The 25441-nt window shown below is 62.6% G+C and carries 21 protein-coding genes and 1 riboswitch; of the genes, 18 read left to right on the forward strand and 3 right to left on the reverse strand.

What is annotated here, in order from left to right:
• Positions 1 to 194 precede the first annotated feature (194 nt).
• Positions 195 to 1154 (forward strand): hypothetical protein, encoded by a 960-nt coding sequence (locus EII26_RS11690; RefSeq protein WP_158612311.1) that lies wholly within the window; start codon positions 195 to 197, stop codon positions 1152 to 1154.
• A 14-nt stretch (positions 1155 to 1168) separates the two neighbouring features.
• Here the strand turns inward: EII26_RS11690 and EII26_RS11695 are convergent, their stop codons facing one another.
• Positions 1169 to 1396 (reverse strand): hypothetical protein, encoded by a 228-nt coding sequence (locus EII26_RS11695; protein ID WP_124889343.1) that lies wholly within the window; start codon positions 1394 to 1396, stop codon positions 1169 to 1171.
• 289 nt (positions 1397 to 1685) lie between these two features.
• Between EII26_RS11695 and EII26_RS11700 the strand changes: the two genes are divergently transcribed.
• The 12 genes from EII26_RS11700 (at position 1686) to EII26_RS11755 (ending at position 18271) form a co-directional block, all read left to right on the forward strand.
• Positions 1686 to 2741, forward strand: coding sequence for an ABC transporter substrate-binding protein (locus EII26_RS11700; protein ID WP_124889344.1), 1056 nt, complete (start codon positions 1686 to 1688; stop codon positions 2739 to 2741).
• Positions 2738 to 3748 carry a FecCD family ABC transporter permease gene (locus tag EII26_RS11705; protein WP_124889345.1) on the forward strand — a complete coding sequence of 337 codons (1011 nt, stop codon included), beginning with the start codon at positions 2738 to 2740 and terminating at the stop codon, positions 3746 to 3748. The genes EII26_RS11700 and EII26_RS11705 overlap by 4 nt, the downstream gene beginning before the upstream one ends.
• Positions 3745 to 4521 (forward strand): ABC transporter ATP-binding protein, encoded by a 777-nt coding sequence (locus EII26_RS11710; RefSeq protein WP_124889346.1) that lies wholly within the window; start codon positions 3745 to 3747, stop codon positions 4519 to 4521. Before EII26_RS11705 ends, EII26_RS11710 begins: the two co-directional genes overlap by 4 nt.
• Positions 4522 to 4699: 178 nt before the next feature.
• Entirely contained in the window at positions 4700 to 6214 is a 1515-nt protein-coding gene (locus tag EII26_RS11715; RefSeq protein WP_124889347.1) for a sugar ABC transporter ATP-binding protein, read from the forward strand.
• 1 nt (position 6215) lies between these two features.
• Positions 6216 to 7184, forward strand: a complete 969-nt coding sequence (locus EII26_RS11720; RefSeq protein ID WP_199735208.1) for an ABC transporter permease — start codon at positions 6216 to 6218, stop codon at positions 7182 to 7184.
• Positions 7185 to 7215: 31 nt separating this feature from the next.
• Positions 7216 to 8286, forward strand: coding sequence for an NAD(P)-dependent oxidoreductase (locus EII26_RS11725; protein WP_124889348.1), 1071 nt, complete (start codon positions 7216 to 7218; stop codon positions 8284 to 8286).
• Positions 8287 to 8419: 133 nt separating this feature from the next.
• Complete coding sequence (locus tag EII26_RS11730; RefSeq protein WP_199735210.1) at positions 8420 to 9409, forward strand: substrate-binding domain-containing protein; 990 nt, start codon at positions 8420 to 8422, stop codon at positions 9407 to 9409.
• 102 nt (positions 9410 to 9511) lie between these two features.
• Positions 9512 to 10561 (forward strand): sugar phosphate isomerase/epimerase family protein, encoded by a 1050-nt coding sequence (locus EII26_RS11735; protein ID WP_124889349.1) that lies wholly within the window; start codon positions 9512 to 9514, stop codon positions 10559 to 10561.
• 28 nt (positions 10562 to 10589) lie between these two features.
• Positions 10590 to 11729 carry a Gfo/Idh/MocA family protein gene (locus tag EII26_RS11740; RefSeq protein WP_124889350.1) on the forward strand — a complete coding sequence of 380 codons (1140 nt, stop codon included), beginning with the start codon at positions 10590 to 10592 and terminating at the stop codon, positions 11727 to 11729.
• Between the two features lie 140 nt (positions 11730 to 11869).
• Positions 11870 to 16021 (forward strand): DEAD/DEAH box helicase, encoded by a 4152-nt coding sequence (locus EII26_RS11745; RefSeq protein ID WP_124889351.1) that lies wholly within the window; start codon positions 11870 to 11872, stop codon positions 16019 to 16021.
• A 109-nt stretch (positions 16022 to 16130) separates the two neighbouring features.
• The gene (locus EII26_RS11750; RefSeq protein ID WP_158612312.1) at positions 16131 to 16928 is read left to right on the forward strand and encodes an endo alpha-1,4 polygalactosaminidase; all 798 of its coding nucleotides are present in this window, start codon (positions 16131 to 16133) and stop codon (positions 16926 to 16928) included.
• A 125-nt stretch (positions 16929 to 17053) separates the two neighbouring features.
• Positions 17054 to 18271 carry a Zn-dependent hydrolase gene (locus tag EII26_RS11755; RefSeq protein ID WP_124889353.1) on the forward strand — a complete coding sequence of 406 codons (1218 nt, stop codon included), beginning with the start codon at positions 17054 to 17056 and terminating at the stop codon, positions 18269 to 18271.
• A 246-nt stretch (positions 18272 to 18517) separates the two neighbouring features.
• On the opposite strand, the gene EII26_RS11760 is transcribed toward EII26_RS11755, so the two are convergent.
• Positions 18518 to 19225 (reverse strand): alpha/beta hydrolase, encoded by a 708-nt coding sequence (locus tag EII26_RS11760; RefSeq protein ID WP_124889354.1) that lies wholly within the window; start codon positions 19223 to 19225, stop codon positions 18518 to 18520.
• A gap of 868 nt (positions 19226 to 20093) precedes the next feature.
• Positions 20094 to 20196, forward strand: a riboswitch (SAM riboswitch).
• Between the two features lie 104 nt (positions 20197 to 20300).
• On the opposite strand from EII26_RS11760, the gene EII26_RS11765 reads away from it, so the two are divergent.
• The 5 genes from EII26_RS11765 (at position 20301) to EII26_RS11785 (ending at position 24202) form a co-directional block, all read left to right on the forward strand.
• Positions 20301 to 21368, forward strand: coding sequence for a methionine ABC transporter ATP-binding protein (locus tag EII26_RS11765; RefSeq protein WP_124889355.1), 1068 nt, complete (start codon positions 20301 to 20303; stop codon positions 21366 to 21368).
• Complete coding sequence (locus EII26_RS11770) at positions 21325 to 21993, forward strand: methionine ABC transporter permease (protein ID WP_124889356.1); 669 nt, start codon at positions 21325 to 21327, stop codon at positions 21991 to 21993. Before EII26_RS11765 ends, EII26_RS11770 begins: the two co-directional genes overlap by 44 nt.
• An 88-nt stretch (positions 21994 to 22081) precedes the next feature.
• The gene (locus tag EII26_RS11775) at positions 22082 to 22861 is read left to right on the forward strand and encodes a MetQ/NlpA family ABC transporter substrate-binding protein (RefSeq protein ID WP_124889357.1); all 780 of its coding nucleotides are present in this window, start codon (positions 22082 to 22084) and stop codon (positions 22859 to 22861) included.
• Positions 22862 to 23065: 204 nt separating this feature from the next.
• Entirely contained in the window at positions 23066 to 23488 is a 423-nt protein-coding gene (locus tag EII26_RS11780; protein ID WP_158612313.1) for an OsmC family protein, read from the forward strand.
• 78 nt (positions 23489 to 23566) lie between these two features.
• The gene (locus EII26_RS11785) at positions 23567 to 24202 is read left to right on the forward strand and encodes a hypothetical protein (RefSeq protein WP_124889359.1); all 636 of its coding nucleotides are present in this window, start codon (positions 23567 to 23569) and stop codon (positions 24200 to 24202) included.
• A gap of 199 nt (positions 24203 to 24401) precedes the next feature.
• Here EII26_RS11785 and EII26_RS11790 read toward each other — a convergent pair.
• Positions 24402 to 25441, reverse strand: a 1040-nt coding sequence (locus tag EII26_RS11790) for an ISNCY family transposase (RefSeq protein ID WP_124889360.1), incomplete at its 5' end; no start/stop codon positions are given.

Here is a 25441-nt window from a genome sequence, read left to right on the forward strand (position 1 = left end):
AAGGCGGTTTCTATCGGCATCGAGGTCTATGGACTCGATATGCCACGGCTTTTTCAGACCAAGCGCGATTTCAAACACTTGAATGTCTTTCATAATGTCTCGATTATACCACTTCTGACAATTTTGAACTCATCCTTACCCACTCTAAATATCGAGGAACCTTTTATTTCAATACCTCCTCAGGAACCCAACAGATGTCGCAAGCCGCCCAGCTCTATCTGTCTATCTCTCGGATTCGGCCGCAGTTTTACAACTGTGTGGCCCCTCAATTTGCCGATGCCGAGGGCAGACGCGTACGCCTCATTGAAGCTCCTTTGGTCACAGAGACATCGTTGCTGGCGCGTTTGGAGGAAAATGCCAAATGCGGCTATTTTTATGCTGCGATAAACGATTGTGCTTCTTTGGCTGATTTGACCCTTTTACCCGAGCGTAGTACCATCGCTAAACTTCTGGGAAAGGCTTTTGCCGTCTACGAGGCAATGGATTTTATGCAGTATAAAGAAGCGTTTGAAGGGATTGAAAAGATAGAGTCCATGCTCAAGACTCTCTCGTTGCCCAGGCTTGGGGAGATCCTGGCGGAACAGAGGTCTTTCCTTGAACATGTCAAGGAGAATAGCGAGGAGGAAAACATTCATAACCTCGTGGACCTCTATTTCAACATGGGACGGGCCTTTGAACGCGGGAATTACGCGGATGTCCTGGCTCGTTTCTGGCGGCTGCGAGAGGGAATTATGTATTACCGCCTTTGGGTCAATCATAGGATTGACAGACGCCATCTTGGGAGAAGCAAAGCCAAAAGCCTCGAATGTTTGAAAAAGAGTTCCTTTGATAAAACGGTAAATTGGAAGACGATGAAGTTCGTCAGACAGGATCTGAGCGTATTTTCCGGAATTCTGAAAAAAGTTTTCGGCGATACCGATCTCCAGGCTTTTGAAAAGCAATTCAGGAGTAAACTTGAGAATTTGAGAAACAGGCGAAACCATACAATCGTGGCGCACGGAATGCTTCCGGTTGCCAGGGAGGATGCCGAGATATGTTTGGATATAGGTAAAGAACTCATCGAACTACTGCCAGGGGGTAAACTGGTGTACGAGCGGTATCCATTTATGAGGGAGAATGTGAAAGAGCTTGTCGATCTGCTCAAGATGGTCTAGCTTTTCCAGAATGGTCAGGCCTCGCTGAGAAACCCGCTCGGGGTCTGCCCTCGCGTCATCCCCTCGGCCCAACTCTTGGCGCGATAGTTTGAGAGCGTGATGCGGGGCAGAGCCTCTTTGAATCCGGGGCTGGCGTCGTACTCGCAGAGAGCGTCCTGGTTCCGGCCGGTACGAGTCCCTGCGCTTAGGTGGATCTCTCCGCCGTGTCCCGAACGGCGCACACGGCGACGTGCCTCAATCAAGCCCAAACAACGCTTAAAAACAGGTCCCCTCATCTCTTTTGACTTCTTCTCTCGTTGCGACCTTTCCCTTGACTGCGGTCCGATCCGCACCTCTCGGAGGTTTTCTGTTTCGTTCCCCGCCCTTGGCTAAATTGCAAATTCAAGCGAATGGTTTTTTAAAAAAATACGATTACAATAGAACCGGCTCCGTGGAACGCCGCCCGTCCAGGAGGAGGGGCGCCGCAGGGCGCTTCGGGGGTGGCGGGTAGCGGAGGATGGATTCTCAAATTTTTATGAAGGGGTGTTTGGGATGAAGCGGGTCCGTCTTTTTTCGCTGGCGTTGGTTTTGGGTGTGCTTCTGTCGCTTTTTGGCGTCTCTCCGCTCGGTGCGGCCGAGGGGACGCGCAGGGTCGTGGATATGGGGGGGACCGAGGTCGTCCTTCCCCAAGACGTGAGGACGGTCATCGACCTGTGGCACGCCAACAACCAGGTCGTCCTCCTGCTGGGGGGAGCGGACAAGCTGGTCGGGACGACGTCGATCGTCAAGGAGCTGCCGTGGTTCGCCGAGGTCTATCCCCGGATCCGGGAGGTCCGGCCCTACGCGCTGTCCTCGGGGTCGGGCAACTTCAACACCGAGGAGGTGCTGAAGGCGAACGCCGACGTGGTTATCACCTCGAGCGCCCAGGACGCCAAGGTCCTGCGTGACGCCGGAATCACGACGGTGCTCGTGACCTTCCGGGACTTCGAGGGGCTCAAGGAGACCGTTCGGGTCACGGCCCGGACCCTTGGCGGGGACGCGGAGGAGAGGGCCGAGGCCTTCATCCGCTACTTCGACGGCAATCTGAGACAGATCCGGGAACGGCTCGTCGACTTGAAGGACGCGGACCGGCCGAAGGTCTACCAGATTCGGGGCAAGAACCCCCTCGAGACCGACGGACGCGTCAGCATCTGCACCGAGTGGATCGAGGCGGCGGGGGGCATCAACGCCATCGCCCACGTCACGGACAAGAACCAGGGGACCGTGACGATGGAGGAGCTCCTGAACGCCGACCCCGACGTCATCATCGTCGCCACGCGAAATGCCGCTCCCGTCATCGAGCAGATTCGCACCGCGCCCGAGTGGGCGTCGCTCAAGGCCGTCAAGAACGGCAGGGTCTACGCCAATCCGGTGGGGACCTTCCTCTGGAGCCGCTACAGCTGCGAGGAGGCCCTGCAGGTCCTCTGGGTCGCCCAGCTGCTGCATCCCGACAAATTCCGTGACGTCGACATGAACGCGGAGGTCCGAAAATTTTACAAAACCTTCTATGGCTACAATATGACGGAGGACGGGGCACGGCGGATGCTCGCGGGGCTCGATCCCCAATGACCCGCAGGAGGATTCCGCCCCTCGCCGTCCTCGCGGTGCTCACCGCGGCGGCGGGGGTGGGGGCCCTCTGTGCCGGCCGCTATTTCGTCGGCGTCCGGGATGTGTTCGGCGTCCTGGCCTCCAGGCTGGTTCCGATGGAGCCGGCCTGGGACCCGTCCGTCGAGAAGGTGGTCCTCCTGCTCCGACTGCCCCGTATCGCCGCGGCCCTTTTGATCGGGAGCAGCCTTGCGGTTTCCGGGGCGACCTATCAGAGCATTTTCAAGAACCAGCTCGCCGCCCCCGAGCTGCTCGGGGTCTTTCAGGGAGCCTGCGTCGGGGCCGCCGCGGCCATCCTTCTCGGCGCGGGGCCCTTCTTCGTGCAGGGGACGGCCCTCTGCGGGGGCGTCCTGTCCGTGTCCGTCGCGATCCTCATCACGCGGCTCTTCAGGAGCGATTCGAGCGCCATTCTGGTCCTGTCGGGGGTGATCGTGTCCGGCGTCATGCGCTCCGTGCTCGGCATGCTGAAGTACGCCATGGACGCGGAGACGCAGCTTCCCTCGATCACCTATTGGGAGCTGGGGAGTCTGTCCGACATGACCTTTCGGAAACTGCTCCCGATCGTTCCGGGCGTGGCCGCTGCCATGGCGGTGCTGCTCGCCATGCGCTGGCAGTTCAACCTGCTCTCGCTGGGCGACGACGAGGCGCGCTCCCTGGGCGTCAACGTCACGGTGGTGCGCGGGGTCACCGTGGCCTGTGCCACCATGCTGACGAGCTGCGCGGTCTGCCTATCGGGCACGATCGCCTGGGTCGGGCTGGTCATCCCCTATTTCGGAAGGCTCCTCGTCGGGCCCGACAGCGTGAGGCTGACGCCGGTCGTCGCCTTCATGGGGGCCCTGTTTCTGATCGTCGTCGATACCGCCGCACGCTCTCTCTCGGGGGTGGAGATCCCCCTGAGCATCCTCACCGGACTCGTCGGGGCCCCCGTCTTCATCGGGATGCTGTACCGGCAGAGGAGGAACGTGAGATGAGCGTGCTGGAGGTCCGGGACGCGTCGTTCGCCTACGGCCGGCACGAGATCTTCGGCGGCGTATCGTTGACCCTCGAACGGGGCCAGATCCTCTCCGTCATCGGTCCCAACGGTTCCGGAAAGTCGACGCTCCTCAACTGCCTTGCCGGCCTCCTGAGGCTGAACACGGGCGAGATCGTCCTGGAGGGCAGGCCCCAGAGGAGCATGCGTGCGCGGGATATCGCCAGGGTGGTGGGCTACGTCCCGCAGAATCCGGCCTCCGTGTACGGTTATACGGTGCGTGATTTTGTCGTGATGGGGAGGGCCCCGCACATCGGGATACTGGCGAAGCCCGGCAGGCGGGACTACGCCATGGCCGACGCCGCCATCGACGCCATGGGCATCGCGCACCTCGCCGGCAGCCCCTGTACGGAGATCAGCGGAGGGGAGCGGCAGCAGGCCTCCATCGCCCGGGTCATGGTCCAGAGGCCCAAGGTCGTCATGATGGACGAGCCGACCTCCGCGCTCGACTTCGGGAACCAGATGCGCGTCATCGGGATGATCCGGAGGCTTGCCTCGGAGGGGTACGCGGTCATCATGACCACGCACACGCCGGACCACGCGATCATGCTGGACGACACGGTGGCCCTGCTCGACCGCAGCGGAGCCCTGAGGGTGGGGGACACGGACGCGATCCTGCGGGAGGACCTGCTGAGCGCGGTCTACCGTACGGACGTCAGGATGGTCTACGTGAAGGAGGTCGGCAGGATGACCTGTCTTGCGTCGGGCGGATAGGCTCAGGGGACGTGAATTTTGGGACCACTTTGGAATGGATCGTCGGAAAGGGGCCGGCGGTGCGGCCCCTCGGACCCCTCTGCGCCTTACATTTTTGACTCAAAAAAGGTAGAATGGCCTTGTTGTCCTTTGAAGACGAGTCACTGGCCACATCGGCGGAGAGGGGTGTCCAAGGTCCATGGATTGCCGCGGAAACGAATTGTTGCGCGTCGACGGAATCTGTAAGGATTTCTCCACCGTGAGGGTGCTTCACGATGTGTCCTTTCGGTTGTGCTCCGGGGAGATCCTGGGGATCATCGGCGAGAACGGCGCCGGAAAATCCACGATAATGAAGATCCTCAGCGGCATCCATTCGCCGACCTCCGGGGAGATCTACCTGGACGGCAAAAAGGCGGATGTTCTGAGCCCTATGGATGCCAAAAAACTGGGCATCAGCCTCATCCCTCAGGAGTTCAATCTGGTGAACGACCTCACGGTCTACGACAACGTCTTCCTGGGTTCGGAACTCCTGAAAAAAAACGGCCTTCTCGACAAGGCTCGAATGAAGGAAAGGACCGCCGAGCTTCTGAGGGACCTCGGCGTATCCATCCCGCCCGAGGCGAGGATCGAGGACCTCAGTGCGGCCGAAAAACAGATGGTCGAGATCTGCAAGGCCCTGGCCTTCCGTTGCCGCATCCTCATCATGGACGAGCCCACCACGGTGCTCACGCAGCACGAGACCGGCATTCTCTTCAACCGGATGCGCCGGCTGCGGGACGAGGGGATGACGATCATCTACATCTCCCACAAGCTGAAGGAGATCAAGTCGATATGCGACCGTGTCCTGGTGCTTCGGGACGGCAGCTTTGTCCTGGACCGCCCCACGGAGGAGATCTCCCTGGAGGAGATGGCCCAGAGCATGGTGGGCCGCGAGCTTTCCCAGATCTTTCCTCCCAAATTGCAGCCCCGGACTGCGCCTCTGCTGGAGGTCCGGAACCTCTCGGTTCCCGGTGTGCTCCACGACGTCAGCTTCACGCTGAGGGAGGGCGAGATCCTCGGTTTCGGCGGACTCGTCGGGGCCGGCCGGACCGAGGTAGCGGAGGCTCTCATGGGGCTGCGCCCCCTCTCGGCGGGGGAGATCCTCCTGCGGGGAAAGTCCCTGCGGGTTCGGACACCGCGTGATGCCGTCGAGGCGGGGTTCGCCTACCTCTCCGAGGACCGCCAGGGAAGCGGCATCATCACCTCTTTCAGCGTCGTTCACAACACGACCCTGACCTCGCTGCCCCGCTATTCGTCCTCACGGCTCCGATGGCTGGACAAGCGTGCGGAGACAGAGGCCGCCGGACGGTATCGGGATCTTTTCAACCTCAAGGCCCCGTCCCTCGGAACGCCCCTGGAGCACCTGAGCGGCGGAAATCAGCAAAAGGTCTCCCTGTCGAAGACCATCGACACGAGACCCTCCGTTCTCATCGCGGACGAGCCGACCCGTGGGGTCGACATTGCCGCGAAGCAGGAGGTGTATCGCTTCATTACCGACATCGTCAGGGGAAGGATCGCCTGCATCCTCATATCCTCCGAGATGGAGGAGCTCATCGGCATGTGTCATCGGGTGGCGGTCATGCAGGACGGCAGGATCACGGGGGTTCTGGACGGAGATCGCATCTGCGAGGAGGAAATCATGTTTCATGCCACCGGAATAAGGGAGGGAGCCTGATTTGAAGCGCTTTGCCGGATTGTCGGATGTGCTGTCCCTGCGAAGACAGGCATCGTTTATCGCCCTGATCGTCTTGACGGTCCTCTCCTCGTTCATGAGTCCGTATTTCCTGAAACTTCAGAACCTCGTCAACATCGTGCGCCAGGTTTCCTACACGGGAATAATCGGCCTGGGGATGACCTTCGTCATCATCTCCGCGGGCATCGACCTCTCCGTGGGGTCCGTCCTGGCCTTCACGGGGGCCGTGGTGATCCTCACCATGAACGCGCTGCTCCCGATGCTCCAGAGCGAGGTGCTGGTCCTGGCGCTGGGGATTATCGCCGGGGTGTCGGTCGGGGCCTGTGCAGGCGCCTTCAATGGTCTGATGATCACCCGGGGGCGGATCGCTCCCTTTATCGTGACCCTCGGCACGATGGCCATCTTCCGATCGCTGACGCTCTACATTGGGGATGCGGGAGAGATTCAGTCCCGAAACGCCCTTTACGGGTCCTTCGGCATGGGCTCGGTCCTGGGCATCCCGGTTCCGGTGATCGTGTTCCTGGGGATAGCCCTGGTCCTGCATCTCGTGCTGAACAACACCCGATATGGGCGCTACCTCTGCGCGGTGGGTTCGAACCAGAGGGTTGCCCTTTTCTCCGCCATCGACGTCGATCGAATCCGATTTTATGCCTATACGCTCACCGGTGCGCTGGTTGGGGTGTCCGCGGTGCTGCTGGGCTCCCGCTTCAACGCGGTGAGCACGTCCAACATGGGGCTCGCCTTCGAGCTGGACGCCATTGCAGCGGTCATCATCGGCGGTACGGCCATGTCCGGCGGGCGGGGGACCATCTGGGGCACCGTGTGGGGGGGCCTCATCCTCGGGATCATCAATAACATGATGAACATGGTGGGGGTCTCTCCCTACCTGCAGGGGACCGTGAAGGGGCTCGTGATCATTGTGGCGGTGTACGTACAGCGGCAAAAACAGTAGAAAGGACGAGGACCGGAGGAGGACGATGCGGATGGTCGGAAAGGATCCCGCGGGGCAGGGGACGTCCCCGCGTTCGGGCGGGCGTCCCGTCATTGTCGTCGCCCCCTACCCCCAGCGTCTCCGCACCATTTTTTCGGAGGAGACCCTGGCCGAGCTGGAGGCGCTGGGGGACCTCCGCTATCTCGGGGACGGGGAGGTCGACGGCGCGGTGCTGGATTCGGCCCTGGAGAATGCCGCTGCCGTTATCGGCCAGGTCCCTCTGCCCGAAGAACGCCTGAGGCGCGTACCCGGCCTGAGGGCCATCTGCAACGTGGAGGGCAATTTCTACCAGAACATCGACTATGAATACTGTTTTCGCAACAGCATTCACGTGTTGAACTGCGGCTTGGCCTACGCCCTTCCCGTTGCGGAGATGGCCCTGGGGATGGCCCTGGACCTCGCGAGGGGCATCAGCCGGGAGGACCGCCGGTTTCGCCGGGGGGAGGAGACGTACCTGGCCGCCGGGTGTCTCGATTCGGTGCTGCTGTCGGGCTCCCGGGTCGGCATCGTCGGGTTCGGCAACCTGGGCAGGGCCCTGCTGAATCTTCTCGTCCCCTTTCGATGCTCCGTCCGCGTCTACGATCCCTGGCTTCCCAGGACCGTCATCGAAGAGTACGGATGCCTGGGGAGCTCCCTGGAGGAGCTTTTGCGGGAGAGCCGTTTTATCTTCGTCATGGCGGGGGTGACGCGGGAGAATCAGGGGTTCCTGAGCCGCGAGCGGCTGGAGCTCATCCGGGAGGACGCATTCTTCCTGTTGATGAGCCGTGCCGCGGTTGTGGATTTCGAGGCGCTCTGCGACCTCACGGAGGCGGGGCGCTTCACCGCCGCCACCGACGTCTATCCCGAGGAGCCCCTGGGCAGGGACCATCGCGCGCGGCGGAACGAGCGCCTGCTCCTCTCGGCCCACAGGGCGGGAGGGATTCCCCAGGCGTTTGCCTCCATCGGCCGGATGGTGGTGGACGACTTGAGGCTGGTCCTTAACGGGCTGCCGCCGGTGCGGATGCAGCGTGCGGAACCCGAGACGGTGTCGCGCTTTGCGAGCCGGCCCGCGCCGCAGGCGTGAGGGGCTGGAGGCAAAGAATTCAACGACGAGGGGGTGCGGCGCAGCGAGGACGTGGTTTTCCGGTGTCTGGGGGCGGGGTTTGAAGTCTCGTTTCGGCGTCTTTAAGGGGTCTGAATAAGGAGGTCTTTCGAAGATGATGAGAAGGTTTGCCGTAAGTGCGCTGCTTTTCGTTTTTCTTGTTTTTGCCCTTTGCGGGGCGGCCTCGGCGGAGCCCAAGGATTATAAGGGGAAGATCGGCATCTCGCTTCCTACCGCGACCCACGGCTATATGGGGCGGGTGAACTGGTGGGTGAAGAAGGCGATCGAGGACTGGAAGAAGAAGAGCCCGGAGCTGGAGTTCCTGGTGGTGACCGCGGACAGCGTGTCCAAACAGGCTGCGGACATCGAGGACCTGATGATCAAGGAGATCGACGCCCTGGTCTGCTTCCCGTTCGACTCCTCCCTCACCTCCGTGATCGAGAAGGTCTATGAAAAGGGCATCTACACGGTGGTGCTGGATCGCGGGACGACGAAGCCCGTCTACGACGTCTACATCAGCAACGACGACGAGGGCTATACCCGCGAGGGGACGAAATGGATCGCCGAGCAGCTTGGGGGCAAGGGGAAGCTGGTCATTATCGAGGGCATTCCCTGCGAGATCAACACGATTCGCGTCAACACCATCAAGGAGACCGCTGCTCAATACGGCCTGGAGGTCCTCGATTCCCAGCCGGGGATGTGGAACCCGGAGAAGGCGCTGGCGGTGATGGAGAACTACCTCCAAAAGTATCCCGAGATCGACGCGGTCTATACGGCCGACGACGACATGATGAAGGGGGCGCTTCAGGCCTACAAGGAGTCCGGAAGGAAGGACATCAAGATCTTCCTGGGCGGCGCGGCCGACAAGGAGGTCCTCAAGATGATCATGGAGGACTCCAACCCCCTGGTGAAGGCGAACGTCACGTATCCTCCCGACTGCATCGCCACGGCGATCGGCCTGGCGGTCCTGGGGCACAACAACCAGGTTCTGGAGGGGTTCTATCAGAAGAAGCTTCCGGTGCGCATCACCTTGGCGGCGGAGCTGATCACCAAGGAGAACGTCAAGCAGTACTATGTCGAGGACGAGCTGAACTTCGGCAAGTAAACCTCCCAAGAAGCGGATTTTGTGCGACGATCGGGCTGCCGGTACAGCGTTGACGGCAGCCTTTTGTTCAAATCCCAGTTTTGGGCATAAAGGGGAAGAGATATGAGCACAATCAAGGGGCCGGGGATTTTTCTGGCGCAGTGCTACGGGACCGAACCTCCTTTCGACAGCTTGAGCGGCCTGACGTCCTGGGCGGGGGCGTTGGGGTACAGGGGAGTCCAGATCCCCGCGAACGAGAAGGGATTGATCGACGTCGATCTGGCCGCGGCGTCGCCCGCGTACTGTGACGACCTGCGGGAGAGATGCAACGGGCTGGCGATCACCGAGCTGGCCACCCACCTCTTTGGCCAGCTTGTGGCGGTTCATCCCGCCTACGACGATCTCTTCGACGTGTTCGCGGAGCCCTCGGTCCGGGGAAGCCCTCGGGAACGACAGCGTTGGGCGGTCTGGAAGATGATCAATGCCATCAAGGCCTCCGCCAACCTCGGGCTGAGGGTTGTCCCCACGTTCAGCGGCGCCCTCCTGTGGCCCTTTGTCTATCCGTGGCCGCAGAGACCCCTGGGGCTGGTGGAGGAGGGATTTGCCGAGCTGGCCCGCCTGTGGCGCCCCATCCTGGACGCCGCGGAGGAGTACGGCGTCGATCTGGCCTACGAGATCCATCCGGGCGAGGACCTGCACGACGGCGTCAGTTTCGAGCGCTTCCTGGAGGCCACGGGGGATCACAAACGCGTGAACATCCTCTACGACCCGTCTCACTTCGTCCTCCAGTGCATGGATTACATCGGTTATATCAGGACCTACGCCCCTCGCATCAAGGCTTTTCACGTGAAGGACGCGGAGTTTTCCCCGTCGGCGCGTCAGGGCGTCTACGGAGGGTACGGGGCCTGGAGGGAACGGGCCGGGCGTTTCCGCAGCCTGGGCGACGGGGATGTGGACTTCAAAAAGGTCTTCTCCGCCCTGACCGAGGTCGGATACGATTCCTGGGCGGTTCTGGAGTGGGAGTGCTGCATCAAGGATTTTCGGCAGGGGGCAAGGGAGGGGGCGCCCTTCATCGAATCCCTGTTGATCGATACGGCGGAAAAGGCCTTCGACGACTTCGCCGGAGGGGATACGGACGGGGCGAGGAACCGAAGGATCCTCGGCCTGGATTGAACGAGGAGAGGGGAAGGAGGCGAAGGACGTGCGAAAACTCCTGGGGGGCATCATCGGAGGAGGGGAGAACTCCTTCATCGGCTACGCCCACAGAGCTGCGGCCACCCTGGACGGGGAGGCCGAGATCGTGGCGGGGGTCCTCTCGTCGGACCCCGAGCGGGGCAGGGCCCGAGGGGCCGCTTTGGGGCTGGACCCCAGCCGCGTCTATCCGGACTGCGAGAGCATGATACGCGGGGAGAAGGCCCTCCCCGAGGGACGGCGAGTCGACTTCGTGATCATAGCCGTTCCCAATGCGCCCCATCACGAGTTGTCGATGGCGTTTTTGAAGGAGGGATTCCACGTCTTCTCGGACAAGCCCATGGCGGTGTCCCTCGCTCAGGCCCTTTCGATCCGTGCGGAGGCGAAACGGCGCGGTCTCCTGTATGCCCTGACCCACGGCTACACCGGATATCCCATGGTCAAGCAGGCCCGGCATCTGGTCCGGGAGGGCGAACTCGGGAGGCTGCTTCGGGTCGTGGTGGAGTACACCCAAGGGTGGCTCGCCCCGCTCGTCGAAAATCCCGAGGCGTTTACGACATGGCATCTGAACCCCGATGTATCGGGCCCTTCCTGCACGATGATGGACGTCGGAGTACATGCGATCAACCTCGTTAACACCGTTACCGGCCTCGTCCCGGAGCAGATCTGCGCGGATCTTGGCTCCGCCATTCCCGGAAATCCTCTGGATGACAACGGCAGCGTTCTGATCCGCTTTGACGGCGGCGTGCGGGGCCTCCTCCACGCCTCTCAGGTCTCGTCGGGGGAGGGCAACGCCCTCAGGCTTAGAGTCTATGGGACGCGGGGCGGGCTTTTCTGGGATCAGGAAAACCCCGACGTGTTGGAGTGCATGAACCCCGACGGCACGAGCACGATCTACAGGAAGGGAAGCGCCTGTCTCTGCGAGGACGCCCGGGGGGCGGCCCGCCTTCCCGGAGGGCATCCGGAGGGGCTGGTTCGGGCTTTCGCCAACATCTACCAGGGCGGGTTCAAGGCCATCCGCGGCGAGAGGGACAGGCCGGGCTGGGATTATCCCTGCTCGTTTCAGGGGACTGTCACCCTGGCCTTCGTCGAGGCGGTCCTGAAAAGTTCCGCCTCCAAGTCCTGGACGGACGTTGCCCGGGTGGAATGAAGGGCTGTTTGGCTTTCGGTGGCAGAGGGGTCGTTTCCTCCGGGAACGGCCCTTTCTCTATCCCCGTACCCCCTCATCTTCTATAATAAGAGTTTGGGGATGCCCCAGTCCTCGAATCCGTATCCCCATGGAGGTCTGCCATGCTGTTCGACGAACGAAGGAGAGCCGAACTCCTGCAGAAATACGATGCGCTTCCGGACCCGGAGCGGGAACTCCTTCGGTTTCTGGCCGTGGTCTACATTCCCGTTGCCGTCACGAACCTCACGAAATGCCTGAACGCCTCGGAGCTCCGCACGCCCAGGGGGATACAATGGAGCGCCAAGGTCCATATTGCCCCCCTCCTGGAGCGCTGGCGGCACGCGGGACTGATCGATGCCGTCCAGGAGCGGAAGACGTTGTACTGGTACCTCGACCGTCTGCTGGCGGAGCCCCTCGCCCGGGAGGCCCTGGCCCTCGGGGAGTTCCGGCCGTTCGACCATGCCGTCGAACAGACTATGGGCCTTGCCCGGGAGGAGGCCGCTTACTCTTATTCCTTCTCCCTGTCCCGTCTCTACCGCTCCTTCCGGAGGGTGTTCTACGAGGGCGACGCCGAACGTTTTCAGGCTCTCCTCGGGAGGCGGTACGGCTCCGCGGCGGATTGCTACGCGGAGGACCATTCCTACAATCCCCTTACGGATATCCTGGCGAACCCGCTGGATACGGATCTCCTGATGTCCCTGCCTGCGGATCTGGCCGAGCACGTGTTCTTCGGGCTTCTCCACAACACGATGCGGGATCCGGAGACCTACCGCAGGGTGGCGGACGCCTTCTTCACCTACTGCGTCGCGAGGGATATCCCCTCCAAAATGCGGTTTCGCTTTGCCGAGCGCCTGTTCATGCACGGGAGGACGGAGGAGGCCCAGGCCGCACTCGAGGGGCAGGAGGATCCCGACGCGTACAGCCTCAGGGCGTTTATCGCCTTCGTTCGGAACGGCGACGAGGCCGAGGCGACGGAACTCTACGAGGCGGGGCTGAAGGCGCTCCGTAAGCTCACGGGCAAACGGTCGGTGGCGTTCCTGTCCTGGTCGTCCTTCCTCTACCCGGTGCTGCTCTTCAAGGCCGGGGTGGAGAAAAAGAGGATCGCCGCCTACGTCAAACTGGCCTTCGAGTGGGCACAGAACGATTTCAGGCCGATTGCGGCCAGCCTGTGGGAGGGGCTGTCCCTTGGAGGGGAGGAGGACGCGAGTGCCCTTCTGAGTCGGCCCTGCATCGAGAATCCGAGCCATGCCAGAAGTCTGTTCTCGTTCTTCTGTTTGCTGTTCCTCCATTGGTTCCTCCCCGATTCCGACGATGGGCTGACCGATGAGGCCCGGACGGTGATCGTCCTCCTGGACGACCTCGGCCTGCACTACTTCAAACGGGAGCTGCTGGAGATCTACGGGGAGGAGAGCGAGCGGCCCGGCCTGGCCCATCCGCTGGGGGCCCTTTTGGGGGAGGCGGACGGCTGGGAGCGGTCCCTCTCCGAGCTTCAGGGGATCGGCGGCGCCGCTCCGCGAGGGAGGGCGAGCGGCGACAAGCGGCTGGTCTGGGAGGTCGACTGGAAGGTCTCCCGGGGCAGGGTCTGTGCCCTGAGCGTCGCGCCCGTGGAGCAGACGCTTCAGAAAAAGGGCTGGAGCAAGGGGCGCAATGTCGCGCTGAAGCGCCTCTACCGCAAGGCGGACACGGTCCCGTGCCTGACGGACCAGGACCATCGCGTCGCGTCGGCGATCCGGGAGTCGAGGGATTTCTACGGTACGGAGTACTACCTGGATGTCCCCCAGGCGCTCTGCGCTCTGGCCGGACACCCGCTGCTGGTGCGTGCCGGGACGGGAGAGCGGGTCGAGGTGGTCCAGGACGAGCCGCGCCTCTCGGTCCGGGACTCGGGCGATGGGTACGAGCTGAAGCTCTCCCCCTTCCCCGACCCGAGCGCGGCGCTGTCCTTCGTCTTCTCCCCGGACGGCCCCAATCGGCTGCGGGTGACGCGCTTCGAGGACCGTCACCTCCGAATGGCTCAGATCGTGGGGGCGTCCGGCCTGAAGGTGCCCGAGACGGCCCGGGAGGCGCTGCTGAAGACCCTGGGCAGCCTGGCCTCCGTCGTCACGATCCACTCCGATCTCGAGGGGGTCGAGACGGACGCCCGGACGGTGGAGGCCGACGGCAGGCTCTGCGTGCAGATCCAGCCCGCCCAGGACGGGTTGGACGTGGACGTCGTCGTGCGTCCTCTGGGGCCCGGAAGCACGCCCTGCCGGCCGGGCCGCGGCGGGATCAACCTCTTCGGGGCGCAGGACGGCCGGCGCGTGCAGACGCAGCGCGACCTGGAGGCCGAGCGGGAGGGGCTGAGGCTCCTTCGGGAGGGGTGCCCTGCCCTGGTGGAGGGGGAGCAGGCGGCGGACGAAAAATGGCGGCTGCCCGACGCGGAGCTCGCCCTGGAGTTCCTGGTGCAGCTCGGCGAACTGGGGGACTCCGTGACGGTGGAATGGCCCAAGGGCCAGAGCATGAGGGTGGCCGCCGTCGCGTCGGAAAGTCACCTCAGCGTCTCCGTGCGCGAGGCGCGGGACTGGTTCGGGATCTCCGGCGAGCTGCGCGTCCGGGAGGACCTCGTGCTGGACATGAGGACGCTGCTGGAGCGGATGAGGGCCGGGCTGGGGCGCTTCATCCCCATCGGCGAGGGGGAGTTCCTGGCCCTGACCCGGGAGTTCCGCCGCAGGCTGGAGGCCCTGGGGTCGCTCGGAGACGTGAGGGGGGACGAGGTCCGCGTCGCCCCCCTGGCCGCGGGCCTGGCGGCGGAGCTCGTCGAGGGGGCGGGGCGCGTCGAGGCGGGGCCCGAGTGGCGGGCGCTGCTCGACCGCGTCGCGGAGGCGGAACGGATCGTCCCGGCCCTGCCGCCGACCTTTCGGGGCGAGCTGCGCGGGTATCAGGCCGAGGGGTTCGCCTGGCTCTCCCGCCTGGCCCACTGGGGGGCCGGCGCATGTCTGGCGGACGACATGGGGCTGGGCAAGACGATCCAGGTCCTGGCCCTGCTGGTCGCCCGGGGGGGCGATGGCCCGGCCCTGGTGGTGGCCCCCACGTCGGTCTGCTCCAACTGGCTGGCGGAGGCCGCTCGCTTCGCCCCGACCCTGAACGTGCGGGAGCTGCGCCACGGCGACCGGGAGCGGCTGCTCTCGGAGCTCGCCCCCATGGACCTGGTCGTCACGAGCTACGGCATCCTTCAGAACGAGGTGGAGCGCCTCGCGGAGGTCCGTTGGAGCACCGTCGTCCTGGACGAGGCCCAGGCGATCAAGAACATGGGGACGAAGCGGTCGGGCGCGGTGACGAAGCTGGATGCCGGCTTCCGGGTGGCGACGACGGGCACCCCCATCGAAAACCGGCTGAGCGAGCTGTGGAGCCTCTTCCGGTTCCTGAACCCGCAGTACCTCGGGTCCCTGGAGAGCTTCACCCGGCGTTTCGCCGTCCCCATCGAGCGGGACGGGGATCGGGAGGCCCGCTCGCGCCTCCGGCGTATGATCCAGCCCTTCATCCTGCGCCGGACCAAGGAGCAGGTCCTGGAGGAGCTGCCGGCCAAGACGGAGATCACCCTGAGGGTGGAGATGCGGGAGGAGGAGTTCGCCTTCTACGAGGCCCTAAGGCGGACGGCGGCGGAGGCGTTCTCCGACGGGACCGCAGCGGAGGACAGGCGGCTCCAGATCTTCGCCGAGCTCATGAAGCTGCGCCGGGCCTGCTGCAACGCCTCTCTGGTGGACCCCGAGGTGCGGCTTCCCTCGGCCAAGCAGGAGGCGTTTCTGGACATCCTGACGGAACTGCGGTCGGGGGGGCACAGGGCGCTGGTGTTCAGCCAGTTCGTCGGTCACCTTGGAACGTTGCGGGAATGCCTGGACCGGAGAGGGATTGCCTACCAGTACCTGGACGGGGCGACGCCGCCCGAGGAGCGGCAACGGCGCGTCGCGGCGTTTCAGGCCGGGGAGGGGGACTGTTTTTTGATCAGCCTCAGGGCCGGGGGGACCGGACTGAACCTGACGGCGGCGGACTACGTCATCCACATGGACCCGTGGTGGAACCCCGCGGTGGAGGAGCAGGCTTCGGACCGCGCGCACCGCATCGGCCAGGAGCGGCCGGTCACGGTCTACCGAATCGTGGCGAAGAACACGGTGGAGGAGCGCATCGTCGACCTGCACGCCTGGAAGCGGGACCTGGCCGAGAGCCTGCTTGAGGACTCCGGAGCGGCGGTGCGTCTGTCGGCCGAGGAGATGCTGGCCCTGATCCGCGAGGCGCGATGAGTTGTCCTGAGCCGTTCGGCTTGGAGATTGACGTTCTTCCGCCTCCTGAGTCGGGAGGAAGCAAAAAATGAAGAAAATGATGAAAACGATGTCGTCCGCCGTTTTTAGTTTGCTCGTTCTTTGCGGTGCCTGCCTCGCCGGGGCGCGAGGACGGAGCTTCGATGCTGCGTACGGCGTGTTCATCGGGATGAACGGCGGGGAGGCGTTGAGGAGTGAGCGTGTCCTGAGGACCCAAACCCTCGTTGTCGACCCGGCCAATTTCGGGAAACAGGAGATCGAGTTTCTGAGGTCATCGGGGCATACCGTCTACGGCTATCTGAACATCGGCTCTCTGGAGGAGTTTCGCCCATATTACGACAGGTTCAAGAGACTGATATTGGGAAGATACGAGCATTGGGACGGAGAATGGTGGATCGACGTGTCCGCCGCGTCCTGGCGGGATTTTATTGTCTCCGAGCTGGCTGCGGGATATGTGAAGAAGGGGATTGACGGTTTTTTCGTCGACAACTGCGATGTCTATCACTACAGAAAAGAAACCGGGATCTTCGATGGGCTGACGGAGGTGTTGCGCCGGCTTTCGGGATATGGGCTGGAGGTCCTCATCAACGGCGGGGACGAGTATGCGACGGCTGTTCTGGAGAAATACGGCGGCATCGAAGGGCTGTTTTCCGGGGTCAATCAGGAGAACGTGTTCACGAGGACGGATTTCGAGAGGGGCACCTTCGGCAGAAACCCGGAGTCGGACAAGCGGTATTTCATGGCCTACCTGGAGAGGATGGAGAGGGCGGGGGCGAGGGTATGGCTGCTCGAGTACACTCGGGACGCGAGTATGGCCGAGGAAATTGAGCGCTTTTGCAGCGCCAGAGGGTGGGGGTGCTTCGTCTCCGACTCCGTGGAACTGGATTGAGTTTTGGAAGATCGCGAGCTCGGATCGGCGTATGAGGCTGGCTGAGGGGGTTGTATTGGAAGCCCGGCTGGCGCGAATCGAAATCGTGGCAGAAGTCCGAGCGATTGTAGCGGAGGAGGGAGCTTATGCTTCGCATCAACAGGAATCGGCTTTGGAGCGATCTGGAGGCCCTGGGGCGCATCGGGGCCGGAGCCAGGGGGCGGACTCGGCTGGCGTTTTCGTCCGAGGACCTGGAGGCCCGGCGTCTTCTGGTCCGCTGGATGGAGGAGCTGGGGCTCGAGGTCCATTCGGACGCGCACGCCAACCTCTGGGGCGTCCGAATGGCCACGGAGCCGACTTTGGCTCCGGTCGTGGCCGGATCGCACATCGACACGGTGCGGGAGGCCGGGATGTTCGACGGAACCCTGGGCGTGCTCTCGGGCCTGGCGGCGGTGCGGGCCATGAACGAGGCCGGCATCGTCACTCGGCGTCCCGTCGCGGTCGCCAGCTTCTCGGACGAGGAGGGGGGACGCTTTGCCGCGGGCGGGTTGGCGGGCAGCCGGGCGATGGCGGGGCTTCTGACGGACGGGGAGCTCGGGGCGAAGCGCGACGAGGCCGGGATCAGCTGGCTCGAGGCCGCGGCGCAAAGCGGCTTCGTGGGCTCCGATCGGCTGGAGCCTCACGCGTATCTCGAGTACCACATCGAGCAGGGGCCGGTCCTCTGCGACGAGGGCACCCCCATCGGCGTCGTGGAGGGCATCGTGTCCCTGTCCTGGCTGCGCTTCACGTTTCGGGGGCAGGCCAACCACGCCGGGGCGTTCCCCATGGACCGAAGGCACGACGCCGGCCTCGCCGCCGCCTGTGCCTCGGTGGCGCTGAACCGCCTGGCCCTCGAACTGGGGGAGGGGACCGTCGTCACGGCAGGACAGCTGGAGCTGAAGCCCAACCTGGCGAACATCGTGCCGGGCGAGGCCGTCCTGACCGTCGACGTCCGACAGTTCCGGCCGGAGCTCTTCGAGGAGGCCCTGGAGCGCGCCGAACGGACGGTGCGGGCGGAGGCGGATCGCCTCGGCGTGGAGGTGACGGTGGAGCGCCTGTCCCGGGCGGAGGGCGCGGTCTTCCTCCCCGAGATGACCGCGATGGTGGAGCGACACGCCCGCGCGCTGGGGTATCGAACCCGGCGGATGCCCAGCGGCGCGGGACACGACGCCCAGATCCTGAACCGGCTCTGCCCCACCGCGATGATCTTCTGCCCGTCCGCGGGCGGCCGCAGCCATTGCCCGGAGGAATTCTCCTCGCTCGACGAGGTCGGGGCGGGGGCCGACGTGCTGCTGAACGGCCTCTTGGAGCTGGCGGAGCGGTAGGGTCGTTCTGCGTCCCCCCGGAGCACGGGCAAAAAAGAGCACCCGGCAGGAACGGTTTGGGAAAACGGCGCCAGGGAGGCGCCGGTTCAATTTCAGTTTGTTTTCAAAAAACGGCGGCTTTGATGGTCATCTCAAAACCGCCGTTGGGTTGCCTATATTCTGTTGGGCGCATGAAAGCCGTGCCGTCGGACGAGGTTTTTTATATCCTGTTGGGCAGTTCTTAAATCTTCGATATCAAATGTCTCCTTAAATTCCTTTTTTAAAATCGCGTTCTACCCACTCATACAAAACTTTGAGTTGCTCCTGCGTATGAAACCAATGTTCCCCGCCCGTCATTGTAGTCAATTCGCAATGAAACCTCCGAGAAAATTGTGACACGACCGAGTTGGGAATTAAGCTGTCCCTATCGCCACAAAGAATTCTTGTAGGCGCATCCCAGTTTTTTATGGTATTTTCTTTGGCAAAAATAAAATATTTCCAGGAAAGCGTTTGTCCAAAATTTGTGGGTATGAGTTTTTCTTTTTGGAGTTGCCGTTCTGAAACATTTGCCCACTGCATCATATTGAGGATTAAACGCTGCATGTCTACAACAGGAGAAACAAACATACACCTTTCTATTTGCATCTTTTCAAATGCCAACATACTAAACCATGCTCCAATACTGTTCGCATAAAGAGAAACTTTTCTCCAATTTTGATGAATGCGATTCATAACGCCAACCAACTCCGGAATTACATTCCATGGCTCAAATGTAGGCGCACTGGATTTACGCTCCCCATGTTGCGGTAAATCAATACTCAACACTTGATAACCATATTTTACGGCAATTTCAGCAAAGTTTTCAGCTTCTTCTTTGTTGCCACCCTGCCCATGAACATACAAAAACACTTTATCTGATAAAGCCCCCCATAAAATTGCAGGTATCCTCTCAATATATGAGTGCTTCGTTTCCATAGCTCCTCCAACCAATCAAATTATTGTATCTATTTAAGATGGCTCTTTAGAGTTAAGGCGCTGTTGAAATGTGAGGCGGGATACATGCGCGTTGCAAAGAACGCGGTAATGAATACAGCGTCAAATATAGCTGATGAAAAGGGGTTGCACAATGTCTCTCCAAAAATGCTTTGCGGACGCTGGTGGACGGTCTCGAACGGCGCCCGACAGAGCAGAAGATGAACCAGCCTGTCGATCCGGAGAGGGTTCCGCCGGTTTTTTGAACCGTTTCGAGCTTTTGCTGCAACGCAAATGCAACGTATTTTTTTGCGTTGCATTTGCGCCTCGGCGATGCCGCCATAACGGCGGCACTGGACAGACATTCCGTTCCTCAATGAAACGGAAGAGGTGAGCCGATGGCACTCCGGCGGGAATCGAAAACCCCAATGCCGAATGCCTCGACATCGAAAACAGGATCGATGACGGCCTGAGGTCTGTCCCACCCTATACGCTCGAGCTCGACTCCGCAAAGAACCTGATCGTCCTCACCGTACGGGAGGGGTTTGGACAAGCCCTACCTGTACAGGGGAAAGGCGTACAAAGCCGATGAGCGCAGAGTGCTGGGCGTGCTGTCGGAGAATCGGGATCTGACGCGTGCGAGATAGAGGGGACGACCGGATACAACAAGGCAAAGCTGCTCCGCGTCATCCCGAGGCTCCTTGAAAAAAACGTCATCGCAAAGGTGGGGACGGGAAGGGGCACGAAGTATACCGGCGTTTAGGAGCGCGGCGAATCCGAAGGCCGCCGGGGCGGCGATTCGCCCCCCGGTGCCTTGACAGCTGCGTCCCCGACCTGTATCATGCACCCCAACAACCGAATAGGACTTGCAACGTCATCAAGAGCGGTGGAGGGAAAGGCCCTGTGAAGCCGCGGCAACCCTTGCGAGAGCAAAACGGTGCCAATTCCTGCAGGATTATCCTGGGAGATGATGGGTGCTCGCGACGACGTCTGCCCGTCATGTGAAGCCCCTCCTCCGCGGAGGGGCTTTTTCGTATCCGGCGATGTCCGGTGATGAAGGACGAGAGGTGAAGGGATTTTGATTGTTCTTGAAAACGTCTGTAAGGACTTCGACTCGGGGGAGGGGCGGTTTCACGCCCTCAGGGGGGTGAACCTCTCGATCCGCAAGGGCAGCGTCTTCGGCGTCATCGGGCGCAGCGGGGCGGGCAAGAGCACCCTGGTGCGCACGATCAACCTGCTGGAGCGTCCGACGTCCGGCCGGGTGACGGTGGACGGCGTGGACCTGTCGGCGCTCTCCCCCGACGAGCTCCGCAGGGCCCGACGCGGCATCGGGATGATCTTTCAGGGGTTCAACCTGCTGTCGTCCCGCAGCGTGGCGGAGAACGTCGCGTTCCCGCTGGAGCTGGCGGGATGGGACCGTTCCCGCATCGCGGGCCGCGTCGACGAGCTGCTGGATCTGGTGGGGCTCGGGGAAAAGCGGGACGCGTACCCCGCTCAGCTCTCCGGCGGCCAGAAGCAGCGCGTGGGCATCGCCCGGGCCCTGGCCCCGGAGCCCAAGATCCTGTTGTGCGACGAGGCCACGTCGGCGCTGGACCCCCAGACGACGCGGGAGGTCCTGGAGCTCTTGCGCGACATCAACCGCAAGCTGAAGCTCACGATCGTCCTGATCACCCACGAGATGGCCGTCATCAAGGAGATCTGCGAGGAGGTGGCGGTGCTGGACGGGGGGCTGGTCGTGGAGTCGGGGGCGGTCTTCCGGGTCTTCACGGTGCCCCGGTCACCGGTGACTCGCGAGCTGGTGGCCAGCGTGATGACGCGGGACATCCCCGAGCACTTCGCGGCGCTGGACTTCCTGAGCGAGCCCGAGGAGGACTGCGGGCTCCTGCTGCGCATCTCCTTCCTGGGCGACACGGCGGCGGAGCCGATCATCTCGGGCGTGGTCCGCAGGTTCGACGTGGACGTCAACATCCTTTACGGCACCATCGACCACATTCAGGGCGTACCCTACGGGACCCTGATCGTGGAGCTGACGGGCAACGGGACCCGGGAGGCCGCGATGGAATATCTCAAAAATCTGAACCTCGGACTGGAGGTGATCGGCTATGTCCGCCGCAATCTGGAAACTCCTGTGGCAGGCGTCGTGTGAGACGCTCTACATGATCGGCGTCTCGGGGCTCCTGGCCTGTCTGGGGGGCATCCCCCTCGGCGTGGTGCTGGCGGCGACCTCCCCCATGGGGCTGATGCCGCGGCCCTGGCTGAACCGAACGCTGGGCTTCGTGGTCAACGCCACGCGCTCCACGCCCTTCATCATCCTGATGGTGGCGATCATCCCGCTGACCCGGTTGATCGTGGGGCGCTCCATAGGGACCACGGCGGCCGTGGTGCCCCTGGCGCTGGCGGCGCTGCCCTTCATGGGGCGCCTGGTGGAGAGCGCCCTGAACGAGGTGGACGGCGGGGTCGTCGAGGCGGCCCAGGCGATGGGCGCGTCGCCGATGCGGATCGTGATGAAGGTCCTGTTTCCCGAGGCCGTGCCCGGCCTGCTGCGCGGCGTCACCCTGATGCTGGTCAACCTGGTCGGCTACTCGGCCATGGCGGGCGCGGTCGGGGGCGGAGGGCTGGGCGATCTGGCCATCCGTTTCGGGCACCAGCGGTTCCGTCCGGACGTCATGCTGGCGACGATCGTCGTGATGATCGTGATGGTGCAGTTCATCCAGAGCGTGGGGGATTGGGCGGTGCGGGGGATTCTGCGTCGCCGTGGTCTGGTGGAGTGAGCCCTCGAAAGGACGAGGGAACAATGGAGTCCAGGGGGGGCGTGAAGGATTCCGGGCTCGACTTTATCTTAGTGGGGAGGTCTTTGTCATGTTGAAGAAATTGTGGGTGTTGTTGTTCGCTCTCTGTCTCGCCTCGGGGGCGGCCGAGGCGGCGAAGATCAAGCTGGGGGTGGACGGTGGCCCGCACGAGGAGATCGGCGAGCTGGTCCAGAAGCTGGCGGCCGAGAAGGGGCTCGAGGTCGAGCTGGTGCGCTTCGCGGACTTCATCCTGCCGAACGCGGCCCTGGCGGACGGGGACCTCGACGTGAATTCCTTCCAGCACGTCCCCTATCTGGAGGCGATGATGAAGGATCGGGGGTACAGGCTGGTCCCGATCGGGAACACGGTCCTGATGCCCATGGGCGCGTACTCCAAAAACGTCGGGAAGCTGGAGGAGCTCAAGGAGGGCATGACGGTCGCGATTCCGAACGATCCCAGCAACGGGGGGCGGGCGCTGCTCCTGCTTCAGGACCAGGGGCTGATCAAGGTCGACCCTGCGGCGGAGCTCCTGCCGACGGTCCTGGACGTCACGGAGAACCCGCACAAGTTCAAGTTCGTGGAGCTGGAGGCCTCCCAGATGGTGCGCGCCATCGAGGACTCGGACTTCTCGGTCATCACCACGAACTACGCCGTCGAATCGGGGCTGATCCCCGCCAAGGACGCGCTGTTCATCGAGAGCAGCAAGTCGCCCTACGTCAACGTCATCGTCGTTCGGGAGGGGGAGGAGGGCAGGCCGGAGTTCAAGACCCTGGTCGAGTGCTACCAGAACGATACGGTGCGCAAGTTCGTGGACGAGAAGTACAAGGGCGCCATCGTCTGCGCCTGGTGACGGCGGGAAAGATGAAGGGCGGTCCCCGAGCCGGGGGCCGCCCTTTGTTATAATTGGGAACAATCTCGTCCCTGGGAGGGGCGGGTGTTGTCGTATCGTTTCGTCTTTATCGGAAATTGGGGCGCGGTCCGTTTCGCCGGCAGGCGAGGCGGCATGGGCGCGGGCGCTTGTGCGCGGAAAGGAAAACTGTCTATCATGGCCAATATGGGGAAAACGTTCAAATTGAAGGCGGAGGAGCGCGACGCGTATTCCTTCGAGTACACCGTGGGGCGCCATCGCCTGTTGATGAGCCGGACGATGAAGTCCGACTCCCTGCCCGTGGTCGGATTCTGTCCTGTGGATCTCCTCCTGGCGGGGATCGCCGGGTGCCTCGGGATGACCATCCGGGCGACGATGGAGGAGAAGGGGCTGACCTATGAGGACCTGAGGATCGAGGTCGAGGGCATCCGGGAGCCCGATGCCAAGATCTCCGCTTTGAACCGCGTCAAAACGAAGGTCTTCATCAGGACCGACGCGCCTCTGGATCAGGTCCGGGCGGTCGTCGAGGAGAGCGAGGCGGACTGCACGGTGCGCAGCACGATCGACCATGCGCCCGCCTTCGAGACGGAGGTCGTTCTGGAGAAATAGGGATCGTGTTTTACGTGTGCGGCGCGCTCTTCGTGGATGAGGACGGGGAGCGGCCGCTCGAAAGGGAGGTTTTCGGAAATGATGCATAGTAAGGGCGGCAGGATCGTCCTTTTGGTCCTGCTTGTGGCGGTGGCGGCGTTGCATGTCGCCGTGCGCCCCGCCGCGGCGGAGGAGCCCGTCTCCTACGACATCGCCGGACGGTGGCTGATGCAGGGCGAGGGGTACGGGGACAGGAACAGCCTGCGCCTCCAGCTGAGGCTGGATGGCGTGCTGGACATCCGCACGGGGATGGTCGATAACCGGCGCTGCGTGACCGGCTACGACATGTGGATCCGCATCGACTCCACCCGGGTGAGGATCAAGACCTGGCAGGAGCGCCACCGTGAGGAGCTGCGCGTCCCCATCCCGCTGCCGGAGCTGAGGCCCACCCTGAGCTCCCCGCTCGTACTCCCGGCCGTCAAGACGAGGGAGGGGCTGATCTATCAGGTCACCCTGACCTCCGTCACGTCGGGCACGGTCAAGATCTACGGAAACATCGACCTGGACGTCGTGGGGAGGACGGAGATCAACTCGGAGTGCGCGCTCTGGAAGGAGGGGTCCGACAAGCCCGATATCAAGGACCTGGTGAGCGGCTGTTCCGTGGGGGCCGGTGCGGGGTCTCTGCTCCTGCTGTTCCCCGTGGCGCTTCGTCGCGTCCGCAGACGCCGCGGCTAGCGGAAGTTTCCGGGGAAGTCTGCACCCGGCCCGATCCGCCCCCGGGGAGGCGGATCGGGCCTTTCCCGTTTCTGAAGGTTTTTTGCGCAATGAGGGAGGGGATGCAGCCGTTTGGGTGTCAAGGGACAGAGAAAATGTCATGGTTGAAAGGGTGAAATGGGACAGAGAAAAAGTCATCCCCCCCGCCCTTGCTTCCTGCTCAAGTTGCATTGAGGCTGTTTGAAAATTCACTTTCAGCGTTGACTGCTGCCTGCTTCTCGAACCTCTTGGGATATCTTCGCCATGGATGGTCTGCGGCGGGTTTGTGCGCTTTGCCTTTGACGGCGGCGGGAGGGTTGCACCCCGCCGCTTTTTTCATCTCCCCGACCTCCTTTGCCTTCCTCTCTTTCGGTATTTCCATCATCGGATACGCTGTGCCGTCGTAAAAAAGGACGACGCTTTTGTCGAGCAATGTCAGAACCTCCACTTTCGTGTTTCGCCTGAAGAGCTTCTTCTCTCCACTCGTCTCTATCGTTGCCCATTTTTTGCCCCGCCATGAGATCGTCGAGTCTCCGCCCATGCTCCGAGTCTCGCGTGTGCACAGGAGCAGACGCAAGTCCTCCAACGAGGGGGCTGGCATGAAAGAACTCCCCTCCCGAGCCTCGATGCCAAACTGCTCCGAGAGCTTCCTGGCGTATCCCAGAAGGAACTCGTTGGCTTTCTCCAGGGTTGTAATCCCTGCCAGCCTGAAATCGACAGGCAGACGTCTTTGCAGCGTACCCCACAGGCGCTCGATGCGCCCCTTCGCCTGAGGCGAGCAGGCCTTGATGGGCTGGATGCCGAGGGTATGCAGGACACGGCCGAACTGGGTCAGCGGTCGTTTCAGCCCGGCATCCTCCTCTTCCGCGGACAGTTCCGCCTCCTTTGGCGAGAAGAAGATGGTGTGGGCGTCGGAGTATACGGCATGCGGCACCCCATGCTCCATGAACGTACGCTGCAGGACCCGGAAGTATCCATCCAGCCTCTCCGTTTCCTCAAGCCACAGAGCCACAACGGCGCTGGTGGCGTCGTCGATGGCGCCATGGAGGCTGAGGAGGCTGCCGGTTGAGAGCCAGTCGAACGGTGAGGCATCTATCTGGATCATGTCGCCCATCTTAAGTCTGCGTTCCCTGCGAAGGCGTTTGCGTGGCGTCTTGTGGGAGCAGGGGATAGAGATACTCCTTTCTTTCAGAATTCGCAGTATGGATTTGGCGGAGATGC

Source organism: Fretibacterium sp. OH1220_COT-178 (assembly GCF_003860125.1).
In the GTDB taxonomy this organism is placed as follows: Bacteria; Synergistota; Synergistia; order Synergistales; family Aminobacteriaceae; genus CAJPSE01.